A 15,596-nucleotide genomic window follows, 5' to 3' on the forward strand; every position below is an offset into this window, starting at 1 on the left:
GAGGAAGCATGTTTCACGAAAAGGAAGCAATTATTGAGAAACTAACTGGGGTAAAGTCCTCCAAAAAGAGCTATTATACTGAACTCAAAAGCACTATTGTAGAATTAGAAAGAAAAAATAAAAAGCTTGAAATTTTAAGCGACCTTGCAAAAGGATTTCATGTTCATAGACCTATAGAAGAATCATTAGAACGAGTAATCAGTCAATTATATGAAATGTATTCTATGCAGCGAATCAGTCTTTCTTTATTAATAGACGGAGAACTTCAACTGCAAAGTATGTATCCTGATATTTTAGCACCTTTTCCAATTGGGACTGTTTTTCCAAAGGAAAAATCTCTATATTGGAAAGCAGCTGACCGAGACATTATTGTTATTCATGAATTTGATGATTCAGTTATTCGGTTTAAAGAAGAAAAAGCTCTCGCGAGTATTAATATTTATCATTTATGTATTGTTCCTTTGATTGTAAAAGGAGAGTTAGTAGGAGTGCTTTCTTTTGGAAGTGCAAATAGAATAAACTATGATGTTTCAGATATAGAGTTTTTAAGGCAGCTTTCTGATCATTTAGCGGTTTTGGTAGAAAATGCAAGATTGTATCAGGCAGTTCTTCAAGGAAAAGACGAGTGGGAACAAACTTTTCAAGCTGTGGCGGATGTTCTAATGGTAACTGATCGGAAACAGCAGATTGTCCGCTGCAATAAAGCTGCAAACCTTTTTTTTGATTTAGATAATGAAAAGCTGTTAGGTCATACTTTTCACGAGTTAGTATGCAGAGAGTCCCACCAACCTTGTCCATTCGAAGATACGTTTAATACGAATGACATGATAAATTATCAAATAACATTACAACCCGAAAGAGTTTGTGATATACAAACATTTCCTGTTATAGATGAGTCGGAAACAAGCATTGGAATGGTGATTTACATTAAAGACATTACCGAAAAAATAAGAACTCAGGCGCAATTACAGCATTCTGGAAAGCTTGCAGCAATCGGTGAAATGGCAGCAGGGGTTGCACATGAATTAAACAGTCCACTTACCGCTGTTCTTGGGAATACACAATTGTTAAAACGTTCCCTGCAAAGAGAAGAACCAAACTTCAAATTAGTCGAAGGTATTGAGAAAAGTGGAAACCGGTGCAAGACAACGATTAAAAATTTATTATCTTTTTCTAGACCTGAAAAAAATGAAACAATGCTATGTTCGTTTCAACAGGCAGCAGAAGATGTGTTGAGCTTAATTGGTTTTCAAATTGAAAGAGAACAAATTGCGTTCAAAAAAGAATTTGTTTTTGACTTGCCTCTAGTTGAAGGGAGTCCGCACCAAATTGAACAAATTCTAATAAACCTATTGTTGAACGCTAAAGATGCTCTTCTTAGTCAAGAACAGAATAATAGGGTTATTACAATAGCAACAGGGTTAATGGAATATTCTAGAGAAATAGGAATTTATATTTCTATTGAAGACAATGGTATTGGGATGGGCGAAGACATTTTGAATAATATATTTAAGCCATTTTATTCAACGAAGAATACTCAAGAAGGTACGGGGCTTGGACTTTCAGTCAGTATAGATATTGCTAAGTCTCATAATGGCACTATATTAGTCAACAGTGAGAAAGGCAGCGGCAGCGAGTTTATCCTTTGGCTTCCACATAAAGGGGGGGGAGTCCATGAATATACTTACGGTTGATGATGATAGAGAAATCTTAGATTTTTTTAATCATTTATTAGATTCAAAAGGTTACAAATTATATTTTGCTCATGATAAAAAGTCAGCCGAGGATATTATAAAGAAAAGGACGCTGGATATTGCTTTTATAGATTTGAAATTGCCTGATGTATCTGGTTTAGACCTTTTAAAAAAATTAAAACAAACGTATCCATCATGCAAAGTTGTTATGATGACAGGTTACAGTACGGTACAGACTGCTGTGGAAGCAATCAAGCTAGGAGCGGAAGATTATATTGAAAAGCCATTTGAAGATATAACTCATATAGAAAAAGTAATCCTTCCTGAGAAAAACAAGCAGGACGTGGCCTTTTTCGTTCAGCTTGCCGAGCAAAACGGATTGCTTGTTGGGAAAAGCGAACGTATGAAAGAAGTGGTGCGTATTGCTTCAAAATTTGCTGCCAAAAATCTTAATATATTGATTAATGGAGAAACGGGCACGGGAAAAGAAGTGATGGCAAAATATATACATGAGGCGGCCAATAAGCATAAAGATGAAGCACCTTTCTTTGCATTAAATTGCGGAGCTTTAGCTGAACAAGTATTAGAGAGCGAATTATTTGGACATGAAACAGGAGCTTTTACAGGAGCAACGAAAAGACGAAAAGGGTATTTTGAACTTGCTTCTAACGGAACGCTTCTCCTAGATGAAATTGGTGAAGCGGGAATGGCCATTCAAGTAAAACTTTTAAGAATCTTAGAATCTAAAGAATTTATGCGGGTGGGAGGGGAGAGAATTCTGCGCACAGGTGCACGCATTTTATCAGCTACAAACCGTGATTTACGAAAAGAAGTTGAAAAAGATAGATTCAGGGAGGATTTGTTATTCAGGCTCGAAGCGGTAACTATTACTCTGCCTCCACTGCGTGAACGAAAAGAGGATTTATTAGAACTCTCCTATTATATTTTAAAAAAAGAGGGTCTGTCACACCTCTCAATAAGTGAAGAGGCTCTAACCCTTTTACAAGAACATGATTGGCCTGGAAATATTAGAGAGCTGACTAATGTTTTGTTAAGAGCATCAACAGAAGTAGAAGGAAATGGTAATGTCCTTTTTCCTAATCATTTGCATATTTCATTAAACTATCAATCCGGAGAATCTACTTTCCCCAATATAAAAGATAATGATATAAATCCAATTTCTCAAGAGTGGAAGTCAAGTGTATTGAAACGAATCGATAGTGGAGAAACCCTGAATTTATCACATGTAATAGAGGATATGAAAAAAGCCGAACGGCAAGTAAGCAGAGAGATTGCAAAGAAAGCCCTTCAAACGGCCAATGGAAGCCAAAAAGAAGCAGCTGAACAACTGTGCGTTAACCCGCGAAAATTAAGGTACATATTAAATGAAAAGATTTAAAAAGAAGAGAGCCGGGTTCAGCTCTCTTCTTAAAAAAAACCAAGTTTATTTTCGCTGTAACTGACAAGTAAATCCTTTGTTTGTTGGTAATGAGACAACATCATTTGATGGTTTTCTCTTCCAATACCCAACTTTTTATATCCACCGAATGCAGCGTGAGCAGGGTAGTCGTGATAACAATAAATCCAGACTCTTCCAGCTTGAATGTTGCGGCCAAAGCGATATGCTTGATTAATATTTCTTGTCCAGACTCCCGCACCAAGGCCATACAGTGTATCGTTAGCCATTTCTAAGGCTTCTTCTGGGGAATCAAAAGTGGTGACAGAAACAACAGGTCCAAATATTTCTTCCTGAAAAATCCTCATACGATTATTTCCTTTAAATACAGTAGGCTGGACATAATAACCACGAGCTAATTCACCGTTCTTACTTTGTTTCTCTCCTCCTATAAGGCACTCTGCTCCTTCTTTTTTTCCGATATCGATATAAGACATGATTTTCTCCAATTGTTCTTGAGAAGCCTGCGCCCCCATCATTGTTTCTGTATCAAGAGGGTGGCCGGTTTTAATAGCTTCTACTCGAGCTAGCGCCCTTTCCATAAAGTTATCATATATGGAAGACTGAACTAAAGCACGAGAAGGATAAGTACATACTTCTCCTTGATTTAAAGCAAACATTACAAATCCTTCCACTGCTTTATCTAAAAACGCATCGTCTTTTTCCATTACATCATCAAAAAATATGTTTGGAGACTTTCCGCCTAGTTCTAACGTGACCGGAATAATATTTTCAGAAGCATATTGCATGATCAATCTTCCAGTCGTGGTTTCTCCGGTAAAAGCTACTTTTTGAATACGGCTGCTCGAAGCCAAAGGTTTACCTGCTTCGACCCCAAAGCCATTAACAATGTTTAACACCCCTGGTGGAAGAAGATCAGCTGTGATTTCGAGCCAAATCATAATAGAGGCCGGTGTTTGTTCAGCTGGTTTTAATACAATAGTGTTGCCTGCAGCTAGAGCGGGTGCAATTTTCCATGAAGCCATCAACAGTGGAAAATTCCACGGTATGATTTGGCCTACGACACCAAGTGGTTCATGAAAATGATAAGCAACAGTGTCCTCAGAGATTTGAGAAAGGGAGCCTTCTTGAGATCAAATGGCACTCGCAAAGTAACGAAAATGATCAATGGCTAGAGGGATATCAGCATTTAAAGTCTCGCGAATTGGCTTGCCATTGTCCCAGGTTTCTGCCAGAGCTAATTTTTCCTTATGTTTTTCCATTCGATCTGCTATCTTTAGAAGAATATTTGCCCTATCCGTTGGCGAGAATGCCCCCATACATTTTTTGCATTATGTGCCGCATCCAGGGCAAGATCAATATCTTCAGAGGAGGAACAGGGGATTTTACAAAATACCTCTCCTGTAACCGGAGTTACATTCTCAAAGTATTCTCCTTTAACTGGAACTTTCCATTCGCCATTAATAAAGTTTTCATATTTTGATTGAAAGGATATAAAAGCATCCTTTGTGTTTGGATTTGCATAAAGCATAAGTGTTATAACTCCTTTCGTTGAAAAGGGGAAAAGGGTGCTTAATAAACATGCACCCTTTACATGTTCCTTAGCCCTGGTTTACTTTTAAAACAATTCTTCCATTAATTTCGCCTTTTTCCATCTGGTCAAATACATCATTTATGTCATCTAATTCTTTCGTTTCAATCATGGTTTTAATTTTGCCATGTGCTGCTAAATCTAAGCATTCTTTAAGATCTTTTCTAGTACCAACAATTGACCCTTTCACCGAAACTCCGTTAAGCACTGTATCAAAAATAGGTATAGGTAGTTCGTCGTTAGGGAGGCCGACTACTATCAGGCTGCCCCCGCGTTTTACTGAATGATAGGCCTGTTCAAAAGCCTTTTTTGTCACTGCTACACTAATAGCAGCTTGTACGCCTCCAATTTTATCTTGGATAGCTTCAGCTGGATCTTCCTTCATTCCATTAACTGTTTCATCAGCACCTAAATCTTTTGCAAGTTGCAGTTTCTCCTCCCGAATATCTACTGCAACTACATTTAATCCCATAGCTTTGGCATACTGAACAGCAACATGGCCGAGACCGCCAATCCCGTAAACAGCTACCCATTCTCCTGGTTTAGCCTCTGAGACTTTTAATGCTTTGTAAGTAGTGACTCCAGCACAAAACAATGGAGCAGCTTCATCAAAAGACAACGAGTCAGGGATTTTAGCTGTATAAGCAGCTGGAGCTTTACAATATTCGGCATATGCTCCATCAACAGAGTAACCAGCATTCAGTTGGTCCGAACAAAGAGTTTCTCTTCCTGACAGGCAATACTCACATTCACCGCAAGCAGAGTACAGCCAGGGAATTCCAACTCTATCTCCTACCTTTAACGATGTTACTCCCTCACCAACTTTTTCAACGACTCCAACCCCTTCATGACCTGGAATGAGAGGAAGAGTAGGTTTTACCGGCCAATCACCGTGTGCAGCATGTAAATCGGTGTGACATACGCCGCAAGAATGAATTTTCACTAGAATTTCCCCGTGTTCTACCTCAGGAATCGGCACATCCTTAATCTCTAGTTTTTGTCGAAACTGGTTAACAATTGCAGCTTTCATAACTTTTGTTCCTCCTTTGTATATTGTACACACTTTTTAAGTGCAAAGTTTGTGCCAAAAAACTAAATAATATATATTGTATTGAAAGTACTGTTATAAGAATGTTTTTCTCTAATGAAGTCTATTTACAGACAAATAGAATGAAAATAAATAGCCAACAAAATGTCGGCATTTATTACAAAAAAACGGCAATGCTCAATTACTTTTGGTTGACGATATCCTTTATTTATTATTCTGTGAAAAACATCACATCCTAGATTATTACAGGATTTATTAAGAGAAGAATCAAAGGAATGTAAACTCCTAGTATATTCAACCGATGAAGAATGGATGAATTAGAAGAGCTTCTTCAAACTTTGAAGCAGCAAATGCTGTTATTCAGCAGCATATAAGAAAGGCAGAAGAAGTGGATTCATACTTGAACAGCTGTCCTTGGGAAGCGGATAAGATAAGAGGTTTATTTTTCTCAAAAACCCATTCCTTTCTCCGAACTTGGAGCAATAAATGATAAAATATGTACACAGAATGCATTTTTATCATAAAAAAGGAAGGACAGAAATGAATCCCTTTAGGAAGTGTTTCTGTTTTTCTTTGATTAGGAGGAATAATACTTCCCTTACTTCCAACTACTCCTTTTTTGCTTCTCGCAGCCTACTGCTATGCCCAGTCATCGAAAAAGTTATACGAAAAGCTTTTAAGAACTAAAGTATTAGGTTCTTATATTAAAAATTATCGATCTGGAAAAGGAATCCCCGTGAAATCAAAAATACTCGCTGTCTGTGTTTTATGGATCAGCTTTTTCTACTCGATTTTCTTCATCGTTCCGCTGACATTAATACAACTACTATTGTTAATAGTAGTTGCGTATATAACCTATTACATTCTGTCGCTAAAGACATACCGCAAACAAGAGAATAGAAGTATTATTTCGTAAAACAAGAATTTTTTTTAATATAAGTACCTCTGCCTGAATAAGTTGAATGGAAGACATTTTTGAAAGTAGAAAATGAAGAGCTTTAATAAATGGGCGGAGGTGTGATTGAAATGAAAGCAGCCGTATTAGGAGCTGGGCTTATGGGGAAGGAAGTGGTAAGAGATTTATTAACCAATCCAGCTGTTACAGAGGTAGCTCTTGCAGATGTAAATATGAAAAAAGCAGATGCTGCGATTGCCCCGTTAAAAGACAACCGCCTTTCTTCTGTTTATGTAGATGCTTCAAATGAAAAACAGCTTGCTGATTTTATGAAAAATTTTGATGTGGTTGTTAACGCCCTTTTTTATACCTTCAATGAAATGGTAGCTAAAACAGCAATAAAAACAGGTGTGCATGCATGTGACTTAGGCGGTCATATTGGTGAAGCGACGGATCATATTCTGGAGTGGAAACAAGAAGCAAAAGAGGCTGGAATTACTTATATACCTGATTTAGGTGTGGCTCCTGGAATGATAAATATTTTAACAGGTTATGGCGCAGGAAAGCTCGATAAAGTTGAAAATATTAATTTGCGTGTTGGTGGACTTCCTTTACAGCCTGAGCCTCCATTTGAATACAATCATGTGTTTTCTATCGAAGGAGTCTTTGACCATTATACGGATCCATCCCTCATTATTCGAAACGGGGAGCCCACATATGTTAAACCTTTGTCTGAAATAGAGAGAATTTACTTTGAAGGGTTTGGTCCATTAGAAGCTTTTCATACATCTGGCGGTACTTCTACGCTTCCCAAAACGTTTCCTCATGTGAATAATTTAGATTATAAAACGGTCCGCTACCCAGGACATGCGGAAAAGTTTAAACTGTTTGTTGATTTGAAAATGACAGATCGCTCCTATGAGGTTGATATCGGCGGCCAAAAGGTAAAGCCAAGAGAAGTGCTGCGTGAAGTGTTGGCCCCGGTTGTTGATTTAAAAGACAAAGATGATGTTGTGTTACTGAGAGTTAGAACAGAAGGTATAAAAGATGGAAAAAATACTGCCTATGAATTTGCAATGAAAACCATCAAGGACAGGGCTTTAAACGTAACTGCAATGGCTCGAGCCACAGCTTACACTATTTCTATTGTTGCGCAAATGATGGGCAGCGGCCTCATTAATAAAAGAGGAATCTTCTGCCCAGAGGAAATCGTGCCAGGGAAAGAATACATCGATGAAATGGCAAAAAGGGAAGTTGTCATAAAAGAAACTATTAGTTAGGGAGGGGTAAACATCATGAAAGAAGTCCCTGCATATAAAAATTATATTAATGGCAAATGGAGGAGCACACAAGGAAAATGGGAGAAAGTAATCAATCCGGCAAATGAGAAAGTACTGGCAGAGGTGAACCTGTCCACTCCTTCTGAAGTTGATGAAGCTGTACTGGCAGCCAAACGAGCTCAATCCGTTTGGAAAACGGTTCCTGCTCCAGAAAAAGGCGAACTGCTTTTTGAAATATCTCAAAAACTAAAGGAAAGAAAAGAAGAGCTATCTCAATTATTAACATCCGAAAATGGCAAGCCGATTCAGGAAGCACGGGGGGAAGTTCAAGAAGCTATTGACATGGGTTTTTATATGGCAGGAGAAGGCCGGCGGTTGTTTGGGCAGACCGTACCGGCAGAGCTTCCGAATAAGCATGCGATGAGTATTCGATGCCCAGTTGGCACAGCTGGGTTAATAACCCCGTGGAATTTTCCGATTGCAATAGCAAGCTGGAAAATGTTCCCAGCAATAATAAGCGGCAATACGGTGGTGTGGAAGCCTGCTATAGAAACACCGGGGATGGCTGATGCATTTGTTCGCATTCTAGATGAATGCGGACTGCCTCCAGGTGTTGTTAATTTAGTGCATGGCACAGGAGAAACCGCAGGCAATGCAATAGTAGAGCACAGTCAGATTGATATTGTATCTTTTACAGGTTCTACAGAAACAGGACGCCTGATTGCTAGTAAAGCCGGCAGTATGCTGAAAAAGGTATCACTTGAAATGGGCGGAAAAAATGCAATTACAGTAATGGATAGTGCTGATATAGATCTTGCAGTAGATGGTATTTTATGGAGCGGTTTTGGCACAAGCGGTCAACGATGCACTGCTGCGAGCCGAATTATCGTTCACCGAGCTGTAAAAAAAGAATTAGAAAAAGTTCTTGTTAAACGAACAAAAGAGTTAATGATAGGGGATGGAGCGAAAGAAGATACTGATGTTGGCCCTGTTATCAGCCGGAAGGCCTTGGAGAGTATTCATGAATATGTGAACATTGGACGACAAGAAGGAGAGCTTCTTTGCGGCGGCCGTATTCTAGAAGGAAAACACAGTAAAGGCAATTACTATGAACCGACCGTTATAACAAACGTTCACCCTAGTGCAAGAATTGCCCAGGAAGAAATTTTTGGACCGGTCATTTCAATCATACCTGTAGAAAATTTTGATGAAGCAATGAAGGTAAACAATGATTCAGCTTATGGTTTATCAAGCTCCATATTCACAAAAGATGCAAATGAAGTCTTTCGAGCTATGCATGAAATGGATACCGGTATAGTATACGTAAACGCTGGGACAACAGGAGCTGAAATTCATCTTCCATTTGGAGGGACAAAGAAAACCGGTAACGGCCACCGTGACTCCGGAACAGCTTCTTTAGATGTTTTCACAGAATGGAAAAGTGTATATGTGGATTACAGCGGCAGCCTGCAGCGTGCTCAAATAGATAACAATTAGAAAATAACCGGGGTTTCCTAAAAGGGATTGTCTTTTGGGAAATCCTTCTATTTTGAAATAGAATATTTGGATACATACATGAAATTACAGAAAAAGTATGATATGTTTGAGGAAAGATTAGGAGGGATAGAAATGGAAAACCTCGAATGCTCCATTGCCGACGGTAAAAAAAATATAACAATTCATCCGCAAAGAATGGCGGTTTACCTCCAAAGTAAAATTGTAGAGGCTGTAGATAATAACAGGAATGTATATTATCTTTTCTTTTTTAAAAACGAATTTCTTGCCGCTTTAAAAGCTGCTAGTATACGACGGCGCTCCTACTTAGAAAAAGCTTTTAAGCACGGTATGATGTTTCCTTCTACCCACCCTTTTTGCCGGACAATTTTATCTTCTGAAACACCTTTTCAAAAACGAAGCTTTAATCAACTGCACGGTAAACTGCAGAAACAGTATACCCCCCATCAGACCGCCTATATATTAACCTTCTTCGATGCTTTCATCCCAAAGAAAAAACTTTTCAAAGACATTCAAACCTACTTTTATCAATACCGCCGAAACGGCCAATTATTTGCTGGCTACCGTATTTTATGGGTGCTGCTGGATTTTACACCAAACCACAGCTGGGTGAAACAAACAGTAAATGACTTGGAGTATGCAAAATTTAAGACTATGTATAAAGAGATGGCGGTTGAATTATGGGAAAAAGACCCCATACACATGGAAAAAGCTTTATATTTCAAACGGAAAAAAAATCCAGAAAAAGCAGAAGCACTTATCGATTTTCTTATAAATGAAAACCGCTGGATTGATGCTGCAGCCTTATTAATGAACCAGCTCATACGTACGTCTGGAATAGAGAAGTATAATCGACTTAAACAAGTTCTTGAAACTTATTACCCTAAACAGGATCTTCTGGTTGTTTTAGAAGATTTGTATCAGCGCTCTCCTTCATTAGAACCACTTCAGAAGGACTTACTTCATTACTACCTAACCTTCCAGCAACTTAATCATTCTATTTCCATAATAAATGAACATGGATTTTCACTGAATGAAGAGCAATGGACTGCTTTTGAAAATATGTTAGAAACAGTGAGCCTTGATTCAGGAAATACCCAGGTGGAGAAACTGAATACCTACATCGCCTCCCTTTTTAAAACGCAGCCTGATAAGGCAGAAATCATTCTTCAAAAATGTGTCAAACAATTAATGGAAAGGCATGACCTCTCTTACATTTCAAAATGGCTGATTCCTATAAAAGAAATTTCCTCTCGTTCATTAGTTGTTAAGCGTATCGAACAAATGAAGCAGTTAAGTGATGATCCTGATAAACAGCAGCAATTAGGCGAATTGTACTATCAATTTGACATGCTTGACCAGGCAATTGAGTGTTTCAGCTGGGAAATGGAGCTCGACAAATCTGATCCTCTTCCTGTTCGATGGCTTTCAAAAATTTACTTAGAAGCTGGAAAGGAAGAGGAGTCGAAAGCATACCAGCAACTTTTCCGAAATATGCAAAAGAAAGCAAATGCCTAATTAACCGTCAAAAACCCGCCAATCGGCGGGGTTTTTTTATTGTTTAGGAAATTATGTTTTTACAAGTTGTGGATAACTATCTTCATATTGTTTGATCCGCGTCTAGCTTCAGCGCCCAGCCTTTCGGGGGTTAAATAACCTCCAGTCATGAAAGGCAAAGAGCGCCTTTCATGACTGAAGAACATTTACCTGTCGAGGCTGATCAGGGCGCTTGCGCTTTTGTTCCTATATAAAAAATTATTTACAAACTGGGAAAAATTACTTATAATATCTGTATTATTACAAATAATACAGGCAATACAGACGGCGTATAAGGAAGGAGGGGATGTTTTGATTGAATTAGATATTAGAAGCCGAAAGCCTATTTATGAACAGCTGATTGATAATATTAAAGAACTGATTGTGACACAAGTTTTGAAGCCCGATGAAAAACTTCCTTCTGTTCGAATGCTTTCAAAAGAATTAACGATTAATCCGAATACCATACAAAAAGCTTACCGTGAACTAGAAAGGGAAGGTTATTTATATTCTGCGAACAGAAAGGGGTATTTTGTGGCGCCGATTGATTGGATCTCAAATGATAAAAAGCTCGAAGAAATCAAGGTTCAAATGCAACCGTTATTAAAAGAAGCCATTTTTTTTGGGCTGACAAAAGAAGAATTGGAGTGCTGGTTTTATGAAATAAAGGAAGGGGGAGAACCAGATGATACACATGGAAGGAATAACCAAACATTTTGAAAAAGATACGGCTGTAAAAGATCTGGATTTATCAGTCAGAAAAGGGTCAATATACGGACTTTTAGGGTCTAATGGAGCTGGAAAAACGACACTGTTAAAAATACTTACCGGGATTTATAAAACTGACAAGGGAAGTGTCTTTATTGAAAAGCTGCCAGTTTATGAAAATGTGCCATTAAAACAAAAAGTAGTTTTTATTCCAGACAGCCATTATTTTTTTCCGCAAGCAACTATAGCACAAATGGCAGACTACTATCGATCGTTTTATCCAGATTGGAATCAAGAGCGCTATCATAAGTTACAGCAGATTTTTAACATAGATCCTAATCGAAAAATACATCGTTTGTCAAAAGGGATCCAGCGTCAAGTTGCATTTTGGCTGTCACTATCCTGTATGCCAACTGTTCTAATACTTGATGAACCAATTGATGGTCTTGATCCTGTGATGCGTCAGAAAATAAAAAACCTGCTGTTTCAGGATGTGGCAGAAAGAGAACTGACGGTAGTAATCTCTTCTCATAACTTAAGAGAAATTGAAGACATTTGTGATCATGTCGGGATTATGCATAATGGCAGTGTAGTGATTGAAAAGGATTTAGATGATTTGAAGTCAGATTCTCATAAAATTCAAGTTGCTTTTTCAAATGCAGAGCATGAAGAAAACGTTCTAAAAAAACTGCACATTCTTCACAAAGAAAAGAGAGGCAGTGTACTCCTTTTAATTGTAAGGGGGAAAAAGCGAAACATTGAAGAAATTGTTCGTTCTTCAAATCCGCTGATATTTGATTTGCTGCCATTAACCTTAGAAGAAATTTTTATTTATGAAATGGGAGGGATCGGCTATGAGGTCGAAAACGTCCTTATTTAATAAAGGCGTACAAAAACAAAACATAAAACAGCATGGCTGGATCGGTCTCATTTATCTTGTAGGTTTATTATTCTCCGTCCCATTGCAAATGATTTTATTTGCTTCCGATGAAAATCAAACCCAATATAATACAATCGAGCATTTATTTGAAGTGGGTTTTCCGATACAGCTTTTGTTTGTATTTATTGTGCCGGTAATGGCTGGTATTTTTTTATTCCGATACTTACAAGTGACATCTTCAGCTGATATGATTCATAGTTTGCCAATAAAAAGAGAAGAATTATTTGGAAATCATTTAATAAGTGGTATTATGATGCTTCTCCTTCCCGTCTGGATAACTGCTCTTACCGCTTTTATTACTGTTAATTTATATACTGCTCTAGATCCTATCTCTTCAAGTGATATTTGGAGCTGGACAGTTGTGATAACAGTAATGACATTGTTTTATTTTAGTTTTTCGGTATTTGTCGGTATGATGACTGGGATGTCAGTTGCTCAGGGAATTTTGAGCTTTATCCTTTTAATGCTTCCGGCGGGGGTGTTCTTTTTAATTACAACCAATTTAAACTATTTTTTATATGGTTTTTCCACACAATATTACAGCAGCAAGACGATTATCAATTGGTCGCCAATACTTATGATGAATGAACTTAATTACAGAGATATCCCAACAGGTCAAATTGCTATTTACTTACTTCTAGCTGTTTTGTTTAGCTTTGCAGCTTTACTTTTATACAGATTCCGTCATGTGGAAATGGCTACTCAGGCAATTACCTTTCAACCGCTGCGTCCTATTTTTAAGTATGGAGTAACTTTTTGCGCGATGATTGTTGGAGGCGCTTATTTTGAAATGTATGGAACAACCGGATGGCTAATATTTGGTTATATCTTTGGTTCTCTTATCGGTTACCTTGTTGCTGAAATGATTTTACAAAAAACATGGAGAATTTTTCAGGTGAAAACCTTTATTCATTATACCGCGTACGCTGGAGTGATTATAATTGCAGCTATTCTTATTAATACAGATGCTTTAGGCTATGAAACTAGTGTTCCTGACAATGAAGAGATAGACAGTGTTTATTTTGGCCATAGTCTATATCCGCTCACAGCAGAAGAAGATACAGGGCAAGAGATAGAAGTGTTTCTATCAGACGAAAATTATATACAAAATGTAAGAGAATTTCATGAAGAGTTAGTACAAAGGCAGCCCAAAGAAATAAAACGTTTAACTTCCCCGTCGAAAAATGAGCTTGTAATTGCATATCAGTTAAAAAATGGTTCCACTCTCGTAAGGCAATACCGTATCCCAATGGAAACAGTCGAAAAAGAGCTTGCTGGAATTATGGAATCAGAATCATATAAAAGAATAGAATATCACATAGAGGACCTCGATCAGGAGCTTGATACAATAACCATTACAGCGGACGGTCTTGTTAATAAAAATGTTTCAATAACAGATAAAGAAGAAATAAAAGAGCTTCAACAAATATTAAAATATGAAATTTCCTCTTTGAAAATAAATGAAATGATTGAGGAAGGAAGGAATTGGGGTCATATTCTCTTAGAACCAGCCAGTTCAGATAACCTTGCTGGAAATCCTTCGTTTGACGAGCCTCAAGCCAGCATCCCATGGAAAAAATCGTTTGACGAATTGGAAAGCTGGTTAGACGAGAATGAATATTTAGAACAAGCACGGACACTCCCTGAAGAAATTGAAAAAATGGAAATACTTCACCAGCCGGGCACCAGAAATTATACCTATCCAGACCAGGTTTTTGTTGAACAAAATGATATGGGAGCTAAAATGGTAGTGGTAGAAGACAACGACATGATAGAAGAGGCGTTGCAGCACTACAGCGAATTTGGTACAGGTGAATATTTTGTTCAATTTACTACGATTGATGGTATGAGAGTTTATGGAGTCTTTTCTGATAATGAAGTGCCGGAAAGTATTCTTTCGAAGCTGAACAACAATTAATCTATCTAATGCAAACTTTTTATAAGGAGCATTCCGTTGAAAATGCTCCTCTTTCTGGAAGAACATAGCCATAAACAACAAATTATTCTAAACACAAAAGAAGAGCCTTCCCTTTTTGATATGCTCCTGCAGGCAGATTTTTATCTCTTACCTTAAGGGGAGACGTCATTTGGGAAGGCTCTTACCTGTTTTATTCTCGCTTAAATCCTTCTTTTTCCAGATAGTCTGCTGCTTCAGCATATGAATTAAATGTACCGTCAAGATCGGTATCGGCATAGACGTTCCATTCTTCATCTTCTTTTAGTAGCACCAGCACTTGATCGTTATTATTGATCCATTCTTCTAAATACATCTCCTGGTCTATCTCATTATCTGATAGAGAGGCAATTGAAGCTGTTACGATCGTTTTCAGTTCTTCTTCTGAAAAATCACGAATGTTTACAAGCCCTTTGTCATCGCTGTCAAAGCCATCTAACAGCCCGGCATATACATATCCGTTTCCATTTGGGTGTAAGTGGTACACAACATTTTTCTTATCATATACACTGTCTTCGAACTGAAAATTCACCCGCCCCAGGGAAACCTCTTTTTTCTTTAATTCAGGAAACATTTCGATAATTTTTAATTTCTCTTCAAATGTAAGCATATGTCCTCCATAAAGATATGATATCTGTTTCATTATTATAGCATGTGAAGAAATTTTTCAAAAATAGTTCGACTTTATCATACATTGAGGATATAAAAAGGCCTGTCTTCTTTCACAATATCCTGGAGTTCAAATGTCACGATTGGAAACATTGGAAACCCGACATATCCAGGAGTAATATCATATTCATCAAAGTAAATAACCAATGTTTTATCTGCAATATAGTATTTTGGTTTGGACTAATACCTGGGAATCCATTTAAAAGTGGTATATCTCTTTGATTAATTTGCTCCTCTATCTTAGCGTTTATTCTCTCTTCAAAATTACTCCCTGGTTTAAATAAATCTTCTAATTCGCAAATTTCTCCTGATTGTTTATCAGCGGTTAAGGAATTCATGAAATCGACTG

The 15,596-nt window shown here is 37.7% G+C and carries 12 protein-coding genes and 1 pseudogene; 9 read left to right on the forward strand and 4 right to left on the reverse strand.

Annotated features, from left to right (window positions below):
- Positions 1 to 8 precede the first annotated feature (8 nt).
- Positions 9 to 1,694 carry an ATP-binding protein gene (locus ACE1TI_RS11020; RefSeq protein WP_375007626.1) on the forward strand — a complete coding sequence of 562 codons (1,686 nt, stop codon included), beginning with the start codon at positions 9 to 11 and terminating at the stop codon, positions 1,692 to 1,694.
- Complete coding sequence (locus ACE1TI_RS11025; protein ID WP_375007627.1) at positions 1,675 to 3,093, forward strand: sigma-54-dependent transcriptional regulator; 1,419 nt, start codon at positions 1,675 to 1,677, stop codon at positions 3,091 to 3,093. The genes ACE1TI_RS11020 and ACE1TI_RS11025 overlap by 20 nt, the downstream gene beginning before the upstream one ends.
- A gap of 29 nt (positions 3,094 to 3,122) precedes the next feature.
- On the opposite strand, the pseudogene exaC reads toward ACE1TI_RS11025, so the two are convergent.
- Positions 3,123 to 4,642 (reverse strand): annotated as a pseudogene (gene exaC / locus ACE1TI_RS11030) (acetaldehyde dehydrogenase ExaC).
- Positions 4,643 to 4,712: 70 nt separating this feature from the next.
- Positions 4,713 to 5,732, reverse strand: coding sequence for an alcohol dehydrogenase AdhP (adhP, locus tag ACE1TI_RS11035; RefSeq protein ID WP_375007628.1), 1,020 nt, complete (start codon positions 5,730 to 5,732; stop codon positions 4,713 to 4,715).
- Positions 5,733 to 6,339: 607 nt separating this feature from the next.
- On the opposite strand from adhP, the gene ACE1TI_RS11040 reads away from it, so the two are divergent.
- The 7 genes from ACE1TI_RS11040 (at position 6,340) to ACE1TI_RS11070 (ending at position 14,542) form a co-directional block, all read left to right on the forward strand.
- On the forward strand, positions 6,340 to 6,666 hold the full coding sequence (locus ACE1TI_RS11040) for a YbaN family protein (protein ID WP_375007685.1): 327 nt from the start codon (positions 6,340 to 6,342) through the stop codon (positions 6,664 to 6,666).
- Positions 6,667 to 6,776: 110 nt separating this feature from the next.
- Positions 6,777 to 7,925 carry a saccharopine dehydrogenase family protein gene (locus ACE1TI_RS11045; protein ID WP_375007629.1) on the forward strand — a complete coding sequence of 383 codons (1,149 nt, stop codon included), beginning with the start codon at positions 6,777 to 6,779 and terminating at the stop codon, positions 7,923 to 7,925.
- Between the two features lie 15 nt (positions 7,926 to 7,940).
- Positions 7,941 to 9,422, forward strand: coding sequence for an aldehyde dehydrogenase family protein (locus ACE1TI_RS11050; RefSeq protein WP_375007630.1), 1,482 nt, complete (start codon positions 7,941 to 7,943; stop codon positions 9,420 to 9,422).
- A gap of 132 nt (positions 9,423 to 9,554) precedes the next feature.
- A complete protein-coding gene (locus tag ACE1TI_RS11055) occupies positions 9,555 to 10,958 on the forward strand; it encodes a tetratricopeptide repeat protein (protein ID WP_375007631.1) in 1,404 nt (467 codons plus the stop codon).
- A gap of 330 nt (positions 10,959 to 11,288) precedes the next feature.
- Complete coding sequence (locus ACE1TI_RS11060; protein ID WP_375007632.1) at positions 11,289 to 11,696, forward strand: GntR family transcriptional regulator; 408 nt, start codon at positions 11,289 to 11,291, stop codon at positions 11,694 to 11,696.
- Positions 11,662 to 12,564, forward strand: coding sequence for an ABC transporter ATP-binding protein (locus ACE1TI_RS11065; RefSeq protein WP_375007633.1), 903 nt, complete (start codon positions 11,662 to 11,664; stop codon positions 12,562 to 12,564). Before ACE1TI_RS11060 ends, ACE1TI_RS11065 begins: the two co-directional genes overlap by 35 nt.
- Positions 12,539 to 14,542, forward strand: coding sequence for a DUF6449 domain-containing protein (locus ACE1TI_RS11070; RefSeq protein ID WP_375007634.1), 2,004 nt, complete (start codon positions 12,539 to 12,541; stop codon positions 14,540 to 14,542). Before ACE1TI_RS11065 ends, ACE1TI_RS11070 begins: the two co-directional genes overlap by 26 nt.
- 190 nt (positions 14,543 to 14,732) lie before the next feature.
- On the opposite strand, the gene ACE1TI_RS11075 is transcribed toward ACE1TI_RS11070, so the two are convergent.
- A complete protein-coding gene (locus ACE1TI_RS11075; RefSeq protein WP_375007635.1) occupies positions 14,733 to 15,188 on the reverse strand; it encodes a hypothetical protein in 456 nt (151 codons plus the stop codon).
- A 77-nt stretch (positions 15,189 to 15,265) separates the two neighbouring features.
- Positions 15,266 to 15,409, reverse strand: coding sequence for a hypothetical protein (locus tag ACE1TI_RS11080; RefSeq protein WP_375007686.1), 144 nt, complete (start codon positions 15,407 to 15,409; stop codon positions 15,266 to 15,268).
- Between the last annotated feature and the right edge of the window lie 187 nt (positions 15,410 to 15,596).

This window comes from Alteribacillus sp. JSM 102045 (assembly GCF_041949975.1).
Lineage (GTDB): Bacteria > Bacillota > Bacilli > Bacillales > Marinococcaceae > Alteribacillus.